Consider the following 14,057-nt stretch of genomic DNA (forward strand, 5'->3'; position numbering starts at 1 on the left):
GGTCGGGGCGGTCAGGTGCTAGGCAGAGCCTGGCTCGACAGCTGACACTGTTCCGGTGTGACCAGCAGTACGCTGTCTTGCTGATACCAGTCGCCGACAACCAGTCGCTGTCTCTCGTCGTTGAGCTGGTGAACGGCGGGGCGGTGGGTATGGCCATGGATCATGCGGTGGGTCTGGGTCTGTTGCATCAGTCTGTCGACCGCCCTAGGGGTGACGTCCATGATGCTCTGATCTTTGCCTGAGGTAGCGACTTTGCTTTTTGCCCGGGCTCGCCGTGCCAGCGCCCGCCTTAGCTTCAGTGGCAGCGACAGCAGCACCAGCCGGAACCAGGGCTTGTTGCGAAGGCGACGAAACTTTTGATACTCGGTGTCGGCGGTACACAGGCTGTCGCCGTGCAGAATCACCGTTGGCACACCATAGAGGTCGAGGGTATCCACTTCCGGCAGCAGCACCAGGCCGGCGCGCTTGGCAAAATCCGGCCCGATCAGGAAATCGCGGTTGCCGTGAATGTAGTAGATGGGGGCAAACTGACGGGCCTGATGCAGCAGCGAGGCTACCTCCAGATTGAACTCGGTCAGGTCGTCATCGCCAATCCAGGCTTCGAACAGATCCCCCAAGATGTAAAGGGCATCGGCACCCGGCAGCTCTTTGGCCAGGAAGCGGGCAAAGGCGTGGGTAATGTCCGGTCGCTCGGCACTCAGGTGGAGATCACCGATAAACAGGGTGCGAGGGCCGCTGGCAGCGACCCTCTGAAGGTTATCAGTCTTCAAGCTTGGCGCTCTCGATAACCACGGACTCCAGCGGCACGTCCTGATGCATGCCGTGGTTGCCGGTTTTCACGGCTTTGATCTTCTCGACCACGTCCATCCCTTCAACAACCTGACCGAACACGCAGTAACCCCAACCCTGAGAGGTTTCGCTCTTGAAGTCCAGGAAGGTGTTGTCATTGACGTTGATGAAGAACTGGGCCGTTGCGGAGTGTGGATCCGGAGTGCGGGCCATGGCAATGGTACCGGTCTTGTTGGACAGGCCGTTGCTGGCTTCGTTCTGAATGCCGCCACCGTTCTCTTTCTGCTGCATGTCCGGGGTGAAGCCACCACCCTGAACCATAAAGCCGTCGATGACGCGGTGGAAGATGGTGTTGTCGTAGAAACCGTCTTTCACGTAAGACAGGAAGTTCTCAACAGTAATGGGCGCCTTGTCGGCAAACAGTTCCAGCTTGATGTCGCCGAAATTGGTAGTCAGTGTCACCATGATAGGGACCTCTTCAGTTATGGTTGGCAAATTTTACCTTATCCACAAGGGACTAGGAAGCCGGTGAAGGCGAGTCGGCCAACTCTTGTGCATGCTGGCCATCGATCTGAGTGATAACAAAAACCCGCTCCGTAAGCCCTGAACTCGTGATAGACTTGGGCCTTTGATTTTTACGTACCGTCAAACAGTATAACGAGCGCCACAATGCTAAAGATATTTAATACGCTGACCCGACAGAAAGAGACCTTTACTCCCATCGAGCCCAACAAAGTGGGCCTGTACGTGTGTGGGGTAACCATCTACGACTACTGTCACATCGGTCATGGGCGTACCTATGTGGCGTTCGACATCGCGGTGCGTTACCTGCGCTCGCTGGGTATGGACGTGACTTACGTGCGCAACGTTACCGATGTGGATGACAAAATCATCCGTCGCGCCGCTGAGAATGGCGAAAGCTGTGAGGCGCTGGTTGAGCGCTTCACCCAGGCGATGCACGAGGATTTTGATGCCCTGGGTCTGTTGCGTCCGGATATCGAACCCACGGTGACCGGCCATATGCAGGAGATCATCGACATGATCGCGGTGTTGGTGGAGAAGGGCCATGCCTACGTTTCCGATAAGGGCGACGTCTGGTTTGAGGTGAATACCTTTGCCGACTACGGCAAGTTGTCACGTCAGGATCTGGAGCAACTGCAAGCCGGTGCCCGGGTGGATGTGGAAGAGGACAAGCGCAACCCCATGGATTTCGCGCTGTGGAAAAGTGCCAAGCCTGGCGAACCGAGCTGGGCGTCTCCGTGGGGCCTGGGTCGACCCGGTTGGCACATCGAGTGTTCCGCCATGAACGGCAAGCATCTGGGTAAGGTGTTCGATATCCATGGTGGCGGTTCGGATCTGATGTTCCCTCACCACGAAAACGAAGTGGCGCAAAGCTGCTGTGCCCATGATAACAACTACGTCAACTACTGGATGCACGGTGGCATGGTGCAGGTGGATAAGGAGAAGATGTCCAAGTCTCTGGGCAACTTCTTCACCATTCGTGATGTGCTCAAGCAATACGATCACGAAGCGGTGCGCTTCTTCCTGCTGTCCAGCCACTACCGCAGTCAGTTGAACTATTCGGAAGAGAACCTGAACCAGGCCCATGCCTCTCTGGAGCGGCTGTACACGGCGCTGCGGGATGCGCCGCAGCAGGGAGAGGTGTTGCCAGAGTACCTGGCACGTTTCCGTACCGCCATGAACGATGACCTCAATACCGCAGAAGCGGTATCGGTGCTGTTCGAGCTGGCCCGTGAACTGAACATTGCCAAAGAGCAGGCCGGTGACGCTGCCGGGCTGGCGGCCACGCTGCGCAATCTTGGCGGGGTACTGGGGATTTTGCAGCAGCAGCCAGAGCAGTTCCTTCAGGGCGGTGGCGACGATGACGAAGTGGCTCAGATTGAGGCACTGATTCAACAACGCAACGATGCCAGAGCGGCCAAAGACTGGGCCAAGGCCGACGAAGCCCGGGATGCCCTGACCGCCATGGGCATTGTGCTGGAAGATGGTGCTGGTGGCACCTCCTGGCGTCGCAAGTAACCACTTACTTCCACAAAAAAGCCCGCGAAAGCGGGCTTTTTATTGGTTGGAAGCCAGGGCCGGGTGGTGTCTGCCCTGCTTAAACTTAGCACCGTACTTAGCTGTGGTATTGCTCGCAGGCAAACAGGGTGTTCTGAAGCAAGCAGGCGATGGTCATCGGCCCCACTCCGCCGGGGACCGGCGTAATGTGCGAGGCGCGCTGGCTGGCGGCCTCGAATTCGACGTCCCCCACCAGCTTGCCGTCGGCCTGACGGTTGATGCCGACATCGATGACGATGGCTCCGGGCTTGATCCACTCGCCGGGAATAAAGTTTGGCTTGCCCACCGCGACCACCAGCAGATCGGCCTGGGCCACATGGTGGCGAAGATCGTCGGTAAAGCGATGGCAGGTGGTGGTGGTACAGCCGCGTAGCAGCAGTTCCAGGGTCATCGGCCGACCAACGATGTTGGATGCGCCGACGACCACGGCATGCAGTCCGTGGGTTTTGATGCCGGTGGATTTGATCAGCTGCATGATGCCCAGAGGCGTGCAGGGGCGCAGTACCGGGATGCGCTGAGCCAGCCGGCCGACGTTGTAGGGGTGGAAACCGTCGACATCTTTGTTCGGCTGAATCCGTTCAATCACGGTGGCGCTGTCGATGTGATCCGGAAGAGGCAGCTGCACCAAAATGCCGTCAATGCTGGTATCGGCATTCAGCTGGTCAATCTGAGTCAGCAGTTGCGCTTCGGTGGTGTCGGCAGGCAGGTCAAAACTTTTGGAGACAAAGCCAACCTGTTCACAGGCTTTGCGCTTGTTGCCGACATAGACCTGAGAGGCGGCATCGCTGCCTACCAGGATGACGGCCAGACCGGGTGCCCGCAGCCCCTGGCTGGTTCGATGTTGGACTTGAGAGGCGATGTTCTGTCGAATTGATGCGGCAATGGCTTTGCCGTCTATTAGTGATGCTGTCATCCCTACAAACTTCCCTTGTAGTTGAGATTAAGTGACGCTGGGCGCATTTTGCCAGTAAAACTGATCAGTGTCATGGTATTAGTGTGTCTCACGTTCAGCATTTGTCCAATCGTGGTGGCATTTGTAAAAAAGTGATTGACCTGACTTGGAGCCGCCGCTAATATTCGCCTCCGTTGACGGGGCACAGCCTCGAAACAACAACACTTTGTCGGTGATTAGCGCAGCCTGGTAGCGCATCTGGTTTGGGACCAGAGGGTCAGAGGTTCGAATCCTCTATCACCGACCACTTATTGCGTGTTTGGTGAATAGCACTGTCTGGTAGCGCATCGTCGCTTCTGGAACAAGCGGGCCAGAGGTCGTTCTTAGGTTCGAATCCTCTATCACCGACCACTCTTTATGTGTGGGGTGATCGACCTGGTTTGTCGGCACCAAACACAATAAAATACACCGGTAAGGTTGTATCTTGCGCCCGTAGCTCAGTTGGATAGAGCAGCTGCCTTCTAAGCAGCTGGTCGCAGGTTCGAATCCTGCCGGGTGCGCCATATAATGGTGGCTGTAGCTCAGTTGGTAGAGTCCCGGATTGTGATTCCGGTTGTCGTGGGTTCAATCCCCATCAGCCACCCCATCTACCAGATTAAGCCCCTGATTTTCAGGGGCTTTTTCGTATCTGGAATCCGTTTACACCCAGCCTGGTTCCGGTTGTGGTTTCATTTTTAGCGGCAACCATCCCTCCTTTCGGGCTCTATTTCCATCACCTGTTTTTGGCTGCTTCGAATCGTCGATGACGTTGACCGTCTTCGTTGTCTTGAATTGGAGACCGATGGCGGATTCAGGGCGCAGCCTACCTCGCCGATATTATTCTGTTTATGTTTGAGTCCGGTTGTTGCGGATGCCATCTTCACCGTTTCAAGGCCGCTGTTATACAGGGGCGTCTGCGCCGCCTAGGATTCCGGGGCTCTGTCCTGCCGTACCTGCAAGTCGGGGTTGCTGGAATAGATCCCTTTTTGACTGATGCGGTTTTCTGCTGCGATCCAGCCGGCGCGGTACAGGGTTGGCAGCTCCCCACCATGTTGATCGACGTAGGCGGTCGCGGCCTGCAGTGCCTCTTCATAGGGGATGTCGACGGTCTTGTCAGAAAGGACTCCATGGCCTTTGATGGTCATCACCCCGTCTGCCCAGGTGACTTCAATCATCTGTTGGCCGATATGACAATATTGTGCTTTCATTGCGGACCTCCTTTTCAGGGCTGATTTTCGATTAGGTTTGATGCCGGCATCCTGCATTCTCTGTAAAAGCCCCCTCCATGGTGGTCTGCTTCTGTAAGTGTTGCACAACAAACGAGCAATTGGAGGGCGGAAAGGGATCTTATCCCGCCTTTAACAATGCCATCTCGACTCCGTCAATACCTATGGCTATAATGGCGCGTCCTACTATTGGCTTAGGCAGGTAGTGGCAGGCGTTTTCGGAGTTTCCGAGTCGATTTTAAAGCCGTTTCTATGCAATCACTGGTTTTTCAATCATTGCGTCTGCAAGCACTCCTGATACGCGCGGTTTGCATTGACTATACCGCAGCATATTTTTTTGCCAGCTGACGACACGGCTGGTCACCAAGAACACGAGTACTTGAGGTAACGTAATGCAAGTTTCTTTTGAAACCCTTGAAGGCCTGGAACGCCGCCTGACTATTACCGTTGAGGCCGCTGAATTCGAGCCTAAAGTAACCGAAAAAATGAAGGCCGAAGCCAAGCGCGTACGTCTGGACGGTTTCCGTCCTGGCAAGGTGCCAGTTTCTGTATTTAAGAAGCGCTACGGTGCCGCAATTCGCCAGGAAACCATGGGCGAACTGATGCAGCAGAAGTTCTTTGAAGCCATCGTTGAGCAAAAGCTGAACCCAGCGGGTGCGCCACGTTTTGACGTGATCGCCAGCAACGAAGGTGAAGACCTGCAGTTTGCCGCTCTGTTTGAAGTGTACCCAGAAGTTGAGCTTCAGGGTCTGAGCGACATCGAGATCGAAAAGCCGGTCTGCGACGTAACCGACGCTGATGTTGACACCATGATCGAAACTCTGCGCACCCAGCACGCTACGTTTGAAGCGGCTGAGCGTGAAGCGGCGGACTCTGACAAGGTGAAACTGGACTTTGAAGGTTCCATCGACGGTGAAGCGTTTGAAGGCGGTAAGTCCGAAGGTTTTGAACTGGTTCTGGGTTCCGGCCGTATGATCCCTGGTTTCGAAGACGGCATTCTGGGTAAGAAAGCCGGCGACGAATTCAGCATCGACGTGACCTTCCCTGAAGAGTACCACGCTGAGAATCTGAAAGGTAAAGTGGCTCAGTTTGCCATCAAGCTGCACAGCGTTGATGCCCAGGTTCTGCCTGAGCTGAACGACGAGTTCGTTGCCAAGTTTGGCATCGAAGAGGGTGGCCTGGACGCGCTGAAAGCGGAAATCCGTAAGAACATGGAGCGTGAACTGAGCCAGGCTCTGAAAGCCAAGGTTAAAGAGCAAGCTCTGGACGGTCTGCTGAAGGCCAACGAGATCGACGTACCTAAGCCACTGGTTGAAGGCGAAATCAACGTTCTGCGTCAGCAAGCGATGCAGCGCTTTGGTAACCAACAGGCTCAAAACATGCCTGAGCTGCCAGCCGAGCTGTTCACCGAGCAAGCCGAGCGTCGCGTTCGCGTTGGCCTGCTGCTGGGTGAAGTGATCAAGCAGAAAGAACTGAAAGTGGAAGACGAGCGCGTTAACGCCCTGATCGCTTCCATGGCATCTGCCTATGAAGATCCTCAGGAAGTTGTTGAATACTACAACAACAACCAGGAAATGATGCAGAACATGCGCAACGTTGCTCTGGAAGAGCAAGCGGTTGACGCCCTGATGGCGGATGCTAAAGTTTCTGATAAGGAAGTGAACTTCCAAGAGTTCATGAATCAACAACAGCCTAGCGCTTAAGTTGATTTGACTTGGCCTGTCAGGCCAATCATATTATGGCTCGTATGGGGTTGTTCTCATGCGAGCCATTTTGTTAGGAAACGGATTGAATATGCAGCATTTGCTCGAATCTCCACTCAATGCACTGGTCCCTATGGTGGTTGAACAAACCGCGAAAGGGGAGCGTTCATACGATATCTACTCCCGCCTGCTGAAAGAGCGTGTGATCTTCTTGACCGGCCAGGTTGAGGATCATATGGCGAATCTGGTGGTGGCCCAGTTACTGTTTCTGGAGTCCGAAAATCCGGATAAAGATATCTATCTGTACATCAACTCACCCGGTGGCTCGGTAACCGCAGGTATGTCGATTTATGACACCATGCAGTTTATCAAGCCGGACGTGAGCACGGTGTGCATGGGACAGGCGGCTTCCATGGGCGCCTTCCTGCTGGCCGGTGGAGCCAAGGGCAAGCGGCATGTACTGCCAAACTCCCGGGTGATGATTCACCAGCCGTTGGGTGGTTTCCAGGGGCAAGCCTCTGATATCGCAATCCACGCTCAAGAGATCATTGGTATCAAGCAGAAGTTGAACACCTTGTTGGCTGAACATACCGGTCAGCCACTGGAGATCATCGAGCGTGATACCGACCGTGATAACTTCATGAGTGCCAATGACGCCGTTGAATACGGCCTGGTCGATTCGGTGTTGACCAAGCGCGGCGTAGAGTAAAGCAAAGCGGTCGCCGGTGGCATACACTGAAGGGTATGGTACGGCGACAGGCACAGTGATGAGGTAGCTGAATGAGTGATATCTCCAAGGGAGACGGTGAAAACAGCAAACTTTTGTACTGCTCTTTCTGTGGAAAGAGCCAGCACGAAGTGCGTAAGCTGATTGCCGGCCCTTCTGTTTACATCTGTGACGAGTGTGTGGACCTGTGTAACGATATTATTCGTGAAGAGGTCAAGGAGCTGGTGCCGAAGCGGGACAGTGATCGCCTGCCGACGCCCCATGAGATCCGCGCTCACCTGGATGATTATGTTATTGGGCAGGGACAGGCGAAAAAAGTGCTGTCGGTTGCCGTTTACAACCACTATAAGCGACTGCGCCATGGCGGCGACAACGCCGAAGTGGAGCTGGGTAAGAGTAACATTCTGCTGATCGGTCCTACCGGTTCCGGTAAGACATTGTTGGCGGAAACTCTGGCCCGATTGCTGGATGTGCCGTTCACCATGGCCGATGCCACCACCCTGACCGAAGCCGGTTATGTGGGTGAAGATGTGGAAAACATCATCCAGAAACTGCTGCAGAAGTGTGACTACGACGTAGAGAAAGCCCAGCGCGGCATCGTCTACATTGACGAGATTGACAAGATCTCCCGTAAGTCCGACAACCCCTCCATCACTCGGGATGTTTCCGGTGAGGGTGTGCAGCAGGCGTTGCTGAAGCTGATTGAAGGCACCGTGGCGGCGGTACCGCCTCAGGGTGGCCGTAAGCATCCACAGCAGGAGTTCCTGCAGGTAGACACCTCCAAGATTCTGTTTATCTGTGGTGGCGCTTTTGCCGGATTGGACAAGGTGATTGAGCAGCGTGCGTTGACCGGAACCGGTATCGGCTTTGGTGCCGAGGTTCGCGGTAAGAACGACACTCAGTCGCTGACCGAAACCTTCCAGCAGGTTGAGCCGGAAGATTTGGTCAAATACGGTTTGATCCCTGAGTTCATCGGTCGTCTGCCGGTGGTGGCTACCCTGGGTGAGCTGGATGAAGAAGCCTTGATCCAGATTCTGCAGGAACCAAAGAACTCGTTGACCAAGCAGTACGGTGCCTTGCTGGCACTGGAAGATGTCGAACTGGAGTTCCGTGACGATGCATTGCGTGCCATTGCCGCCAAGGCGATGATACGTAAGACCGGTGCCCGTGGCCTGCGCTCCATCGTCGAAGGGGTACTGCTGGACACCATGTACGACCTGCCGTCCACTGAAAACGTCAGTAAGGTGGTGATCGATGAGTCTGTGATTAAAGGCGAATCGGCTCCCATTCTGATTTACGATGGCTCCGACGCCCAGGCGGCCTCCGCTGAATAAGTCGGTAGCACATTGAAAAAAGGAGCCATTTTGGCTCCTTTTTTTTATGCTTTACGTATTAATTAACGATTGAAACTGGCTGTAACGCCCCCATATACTGAATTATAGATAGCCTGTGTTTCCCACAGGCTGGTAGCTGAAATGGAATAGAGCCATGACAATAGAGCGCTCCGACCTTATCCATATCCCGGTTCTGCCATTGCGGGATGTGGTGGTCTACCCCCATATGGTGATCCCTTTATTTGTTGGTCGTGAAAAATCGATCAGCTGTCTGGAAGCGGCAATGGAGCAAGACAAGCAGGTCTTGCTGGTGGCTCAGAAAGAAGCAGAGCTGGACGAACCCAGCATCGATGACGTGTACCGGATGGGTACCGTGGCCTCCATCCTGCAGCTGTTGAAACTGCCCGACGGCACCGTCAAGGTGTTGGTGGAAGGCAGCCAGCGCGCGGAAGTTGAAACCTTTACCGATGAAGAGCCGTTTCTGGTGGCCAATGCCCGCTATGTGGCGACCGACCAGATGGACGAAAAGGAAGAGGAGGTGCTGGTCCGCACCGCCATTGGTCAGTTTGAAGGCTACATCAAGCTCAACAAGAAGATTCCGCCCGAGGTGCTGACCTCGCTCAACGGTATCGATGAAGCGGCGCGACTGGCAGACACCATGGCGGCCCACATGCCGCTGAAGCTGGAAGAGAAGCAGGCTGTTCTGGAGATGGGGAACGTCACCGAACGCCTGGAATACCTGATGGCGATGATGGAGTCCGAGATCGACATCCTCCAGGTGGAGAAGAAGATTCGCAGCCGCGTTAAGAAGCAGATGGAGAAAAGTCAGCGCGAGTACTACCTCAACGAGCAGATGAAGGCGATCCAGAAAGAGCTGGGTGAGCTGGATGACGTGCCTGATGAGTTCGAAGCGCTGTCGAAAAAGATCGATGAAGCCGGTATGCCGGCCGAAGCCAAGGAGAAAACCGAGGCTGAGCTGAACAAGCTGAAGATGATGTCGCCGATGTCTGCCGAGGCCACGGTGGTGCGCAGTTACATCGACTGGATGATCAGCGTGCCCTGGACCAAGCGCAGTAAGGTGAAAAAGGACATCGCCCGCGCTCAGCAGATTTTGGATGCCGACCACTATGGTCTGGAGAAGGTCAAAGACCGCATTCTTGAGTACCTGGCGGTACAGTCGAGAGTGCGGCAGTTGAAGGGGCCGATTCTGTGCCTGGTGGGGCCTCCAGGGGTGGGTAAGACCTCATTGGGGCAGTCCATTGCCCGGGCCACCGGACGCAAATACGTTCGCATGGCACTGGGGGGCGTGCGTGACGAAGCGGAGATTCGCGGTCACCGCCGTACCTATATTGGTTCACTGCCCGGCAAGCTGATTCAGAAGATGGCCAAGGTCGAGGTGAAAAACCCGCTGTTCCTGCTGGACGAGATCGACAAGATGAGCTCGGACATGCGCGGTGATCCGGCGTCGGCGCTGCTTGAGGTGCTGGATCCCGAGCAGAACAACGCCTTTAACGATCACTACCTGGAGGTGGATTATGACCTCTCGGACGTGATGTTTGTGGCCACCTCCAACTCCATGAACATTCCGGGGCCGCTGCTGGATCGCATGGAAGTGATTCGCCTGTCCGGTTACACCGAAGATGAAAAACTCAACATCGCCAAGCAGCATCTGCTGGCCAAGCAGCTGAAGCGCAATGGCCTCAAGGCGGGTGAGCTGACCATCGATGACGGTGCCATCATGGGCATTATCCGTTACTACACCCGCGAAGCGGGGGTACGTAGCCTGGAGCGTGAAATCTCCAAGGTGTGCCGTAAGGCGGTGAAGCAGTTGTTGTTGGATAAGAAGCTGAAATCGGTGACGGTGGACGGCGATAATATCAAGGAATATCTGGGTGTTCAGCGCTTTGACTATGGAAAAGCCGAGCAAAATAACCAGGTCGGTCAGGTGGTTGGTCTGGCCTGGACCGAAGTGGGCGGCGATCTGCTGACCATTGAAGCGACCTCGGTACCGGGTAAAGGCAAGCTGGCCTATACCGGCTCCCTGGGCGATGTGATGCAGGAATCGATTCAGGCGGCGATGACGGTGGTGCGCTCCCGGGCCGAGAAGCTGAGGATTAATCCGGATTTCTATGAAAAACGGGACATCCATGTACACGTTCCCGAAGGGGCAACGCCGAAAGACGGGCCGTCTGCGGGCATCGCCATGTGCACCTCACTGGTGTCCAGTTTGACCGGAAATCCGGTCAAAGCCGACGTCGCCATGACCGGTGAAATTACCCTTCGGGGTGAGGTGTTGCCCATTGGCGGATTGAAGGAAAAACTGCTGGCCGCACACCGCGGTGGGATAAAAACCGTACTGATCCCTAAGGAAAATGAACGTGATTTGGAAGAGATTCCGGACAACGTTAAGAAGGATTTGGCCATCCATCCGGTGCAATGGATTGACGAAGTTCTCAATCTGGCACTGGAAAATCCACCGGAAGGCTTTGTTTCAGTGGCGTAATCTTGGTCATTAATCAACAAAAATGCGCTTTTTTATGAGCGCATTTTTGTTTTAGGTCGAAAAACCGAAAAAAGGGCTTTTCAATCTCGATTTCCATGTGTAGTGTATGTTTTGAACCAAGGCTCAGTGCGCTAAAAAGCGCGGCATGACTGGCTTTGAGCGGTATCCTGATTAGGAAATTGTGGTTCTCTGAATGCTTGAACTTTGAATTTAGGCTTGATATAAAACTCTCCGCAGACCGCGCTAGCGATGGAATGGCGACGGCGCAAAATTAGAATTGAAGGGGATGAAATGAACAAATCTCAATTGATCGATCAAATTGCTTCTGGTGCTGATATCTCTAAAGCAGCAGCCAGCCGTGCTTTGGACTCTTTCATTGAAGCAATCACCGACACTCTGAAAGAGGGTGACAAGATCTCTCTGGTAGGTTTCGGTACTTTTGAAGTACGCGAGCGCGCAGAGCGTACTGGTCGTAACCCACAAACTGGTGAAGAGATCAAGATCGCTGCGGCGAAGATCCCTGCATTTAAAGCCGGTAAAGCGCTAAAAGACGCGGTAAACTAAACAACCAGAAAGCGCTCAGCGACACAATCGTGAGCGTTTTTTAGTTTCGGAGTGGTAGTTCAGTTGGTTAGAATACCGGCCTGTCACGCCGGGGGTCGCGGGTTCGAGTCCCGTCTACTCCGCCAGTTTTTTATTAAAAGGCGCATCAACGATGCGCTTTTTTTATAGGTACCAAGCTGCGATTTGGTATTACCCGTTCTAGCTCGATCCAGAAGAGACATCAGATGTTAGAGAAAATTCGTGAAGGGTCACAGGGTGGCGCCGCCAAGATCATTTTGGGCGCAGTGATTCTCTCATTCGCGTTGTCAGGTATTTACAGCTACTTGGGCTCAGGTGCCCAGGTAAATGCTGTGACCGTCAACGGTGAAGATATTACCCGCTATGATTTGGATAAGGCACTGCAGAACGAGCAGGGCCGCCTGCGCCAGCAGATGGGCGAGATGTTCGATACCTTGTCTGCCGATGCGAACTGGATGGCCAGCGTGCGCCAGTCCGTGCTGGAGCGCATGATTGCCGAACGTCTGATTGATCAAAAGGCCAAAGACCTGGGTCTGCGCGTTTCTGATGAGCAGATTAAGCAGGCCATTGTTGTGATGCCCGAGTTCCAGCAGGACGGGGTGTTCAACAACGACCGCTACCAGGCCGTGCTGCGTCAGGTCAACATGACGCCGGATCAGCTGGCCACCATGATCGGTCGCGATATGGTTCGTAACCAACTGTTGCGCACTCTGCTTGGCAGCGAGATTGTCACTACCGAGCAGGCGCTGAGCCTGGTGTCATTGCAGCAGCAGCAGCGTGATTTCCGTTACCTGACCATTGCCAAGGCCGACTTTGAAGCCGGTGTTGCCATCAGCGATGAGCAGATTCAGGCGTTCTATGACAAGAACCTGGACCGCTTTGCTACCGCCGAGCAGGTGAGCCTGGAGTACGTCGAACTGACGGTTGAGCAGTTGATGAAGGACGTGGATGCCTCCGAAGAGGCGATTCAGGCCTACTACGATGGCCATCAGAACCTGTACCAGAAGCCGGAGCGCCGTCTGGCAGCCCACATTCTGATCGAGGGTGACGATGACGCCGCCAAAGCCAAGGCGGACGATGCCCTGGCTCGTATCCGCGGTGGTGAGAGCTTTGCTGAGGTGGCTAAGACTGCCTCCGATGACTTCTCCGCCGACAATGGCGGTGAGTTGGACTGGTTTGAGCAAGGGGTGATGGATCCGGAGTTTGACCAGGCCCTTTTTGGCCAGGATAAAGGTCAGGTTTCCGAGGTTCTGAAGACCGATTACGGCTACCAGATTGTTCTGACTAAAGATGTTGAAACCGGTGCCGTGGCGCCGCTTGCCGAGGTTCGCGCCGACATCGAGACCGCGGTGAAGTCTGAGCAGGCCCAGGAGCGCTTCTACGAGCTGCAACAACTGCTGGCCGATGTCAGCTTCCAGATCCCCGAAAACCTGGAAGATGCCGCGCTGGAAGTGGGTGGTGAGGTGAAGAGCACCGAACTGTTCAACCGCTTCGATGCACCGGCGCCGTTTAGCGATCCGAAAGTGCTGAACGCGGCGTTTTCCGATGCCGTGGTGCTGGACAACATGAACAGCGACATCATCGAGCTGGAGAGCGGTCATGTGCTGGTGGTGAGAGCCAAGGACTACAAGCCAGCAGGAACCCAGCCTCTGGTCGAGGTTCGTGACCAGATCCAGGCCCAGTTGGTGGCGGAAGAAGCCTCCGCACAGGCTAAAGTTGCCGCAGAGGCCAAGTTGGCCGAGCTGAAGTCCGGCTCCGAGTTGGACGGCATGGTGGCCGTGGACGCCATGGGCCGCATGGGCAGCGCCGAGGTGGATGGCCAGCTGGTTCAGCAGGTGTTTGCCATGGCCAAACCGGCCGGGGGCAGCTCCTACGCAGCGATTCAGATGAGCAGCGGTGATTACGCCGTTGTGGCTCTGGATAAGGTCAGTGCCGGCGATGCCGACGCCCAGCTTGCAGAAAGCCTGAAGCTGCGCATGGCCAGCATGATGGGACAGGGCAGCTACCAGGCTCTGGTGGCTGCACTGCGCGCCAACGCCGACATCAGCTATCCTGTAGCTGAGTAAGCCTTCAGGCCAGGCGGACCGGCAATGCCGGTCAATCTGCAATACCACAAGCGCAGCCTCGGCTGCGCTTGTCGTTTGTGGGGCGGGATGGATGGTCGGATGTGCCAGCTTTTCCTT

General features: G+C 55.1%; 11 protein-coding genes and 4 tRNA genes. 11 read left to right on the top strand and 4 right to left on the bottom strand.

The features are described from left to right. Positions 1–11 precede the first annotated feature (11 nt). Together BLT77_RS15660 and BLT77_RS15665 are read right to left on the bottom strand one after the other, a co-directional pair. Positions 12–770, bottom strand: a complete 759-nt coding sequence (locus BLT77_RS15660; RefSeq protein WP_090367144.1) for a UDP-2,3-diacylglucosamine diphosphatase — start codon at positions 768–770, stop codon at positions 12–14. After that, entirely contained in the window at positions 760–1,254 is a 495-nt protein-coding gene (locus tag BLT77_RS15665; protein WP_028114650.1) for a peptidylprolyl isomerase, read from the bottom strand. Before BLT77_RS15665 ends, BLT77_RS15660 begins: the two co-directional genes overlap by 11 nt. A gap of 204 nt (positions 1,255–1,458) precedes the next feature. On the opposite strand from BLT77_RS15665, the gene cysS reads away from it, so the two are divergent. After that, positions 1,459–2,829, top strand: a complete 1,371-nt coding sequence (gene cysS, locus BLT77_RS15670; RefSeq protein WP_090367146.1) for a cysteine--tRNA ligase — start codon at positions 1,459–1,461, stop codon at positions 2,827–2,829. A gap of 97 nt (positions 2,830–2,926) precedes the next feature. On the opposite strand, the gene folD is transcribed toward cysS, so the two are convergent. Next, a complete protein-coding gene (folD, locus tag BLT77_RS15675; RefSeq protein WP_090367147.1) occupies positions 2,927–3,781 on the bottom strand; it encodes a bifunctional methylenetetrahydrofolate dehydrogenase/methenyltetrahydrofolate cyclohydrolase FolD in 855 nt (284 codons plus the stop codon). Positions 3,782–3,990: 209 nt separating this feature from the next. Here folD and BLT77_RS15680 point away from each other — a divergent pair. From BLT77_RS15680 to BLT77_RS15690, 3 genes are all read left to right on the top strand, one after another. Further along, positions 3,991–4,067, top strand: a tRNA-Pro gene (locus BLT77_RS15680). A 179-nt stretch (positions 4,068–4,246) separates the two neighbouring features. After that, positions 4,247–4,323: transfer RNA gene (locus BLT77_RS15685), tRNA-Arg, on the top strand. Positions 4,324–4,330: 7 nt separating this feature from the next. Continuing rightward, positions 4,331–4,406, top strand: a tRNA-His gene (locus BLT77_RS15690). 316 nt (positions 4,407–4,722) lie between these two features. Here the strand turns inward: BLT77_RS15690 and BLT77_RS15695 are convergent. Next, positions 4,723–5,007, bottom strand: a complete 285-nt coding sequence (locus tag BLT77_RS15695) for a hypothetical protein (protein ID WP_090367149.1) — start codon at positions 5,005–5,007, stop codon at positions 4,723–4,725. A gap of 410 nt (positions 5,008–5,417) precedes the next feature. Here BLT77_RS15695 and tig point away from each other — a divergent pair, with 410 nt between their 5' ends. From tig to BLT77_RS15730, 7 genes are all read left to right on the top strand, one after another. Continuing rightward, positions 5,418–6,728 carry a trigger factor gene (gene tig, locus BLT77_RS15700; RefSeq protein ID WP_090367152.1) on the top strand — a complete coding sequence of 437 codons (1,311 nt, stop codon included), beginning with the start codon at positions 5,418–5,420 and terminating at the stop codon, positions 6,726–6,728. Positions 6,729–6,819: 91 nt separating this feature from the next. Continuing rightward, positions 6,820–7,437 carry an ATP-dependent Clp endopeptidase proteolytic subunit ClpP gene (clpP, locus tag BLT77_RS15705; protein ID WP_090367154.1) on the top strand — a complete coding sequence of 206 codons (618 nt, stop codon included), beginning with the start codon at positions 6,820–6,822 and terminating at the stop codon, positions 7,435–7,437. A 71-nt stretch (positions 7,438–7,508) separates the two neighbouring features. Beyond that, complete coding sequence (clpX, locus tag BLT77_RS15710; RefSeq protein ID WP_028114644.1) at positions 7,509–8,789, top strand: ATP-dependent protease ATP-binding subunit ClpX; 1,281 nt, start codon at positions 7,509–7,511, stop codon at positions 8,787–8,789. Between the two features lie 154 nt (positions 8,790–8,943). After that, positions 8,944–11,292 carry an endopeptidase La gene (lon, locus tag BLT77_RS15715; protein WP_090367157.1) on the top strand — a complete coding sequence of 783 codons (2,349 nt, stop codon included), beginning with the start codon at positions 8,944–8,946 and terminating at the stop codon, positions 11,290–11,292. A gap of 291 nt (positions 11,293–11,583) precedes the next feature. After that, positions 11,584–11,856, top strand: coding sequence for a nucleoid-associated protein HU-beta (hupB, locus tag BLT77_RS15720; protein ID WP_028114642.1), 273 nt, complete (start codon positions 11,584–11,586; stop codon positions 11,854–11,856). Between the two features lie 48 nt (positions 11,857–11,904). After that, positions 11,905–11,981: transfer RNA gene (locus tag BLT77_RS15725), tRNA-Asp, on the top strand. A gap of 99 nt (positions 11,982–12,080) precedes the next feature. Then, positions 12,081–13,940 carry a SurA N-terminal domain-containing protein gene (locus BLT77_RS15730; protein WP_090367159.1) on the top strand — a complete coding sequence of 620 codons (1,860 nt, stop codon included), beginning with the start codon at positions 12,081–12,083 and terminating at the stop codon, positions 13,938–13,940. The last annotated feature ends 117 nt before the right edge of the window (positions 13,941–14,057 follow it).

It is taken from the genome of Ferrimonas sediminum (assembly GCF_900100175.1).
GTDB lineage: Bacteria > Pseudomonadota > Gammaproteobacteria > Enterobacterales > Shewanellaceae > Ferrimonas > Ferrimonas sediminum.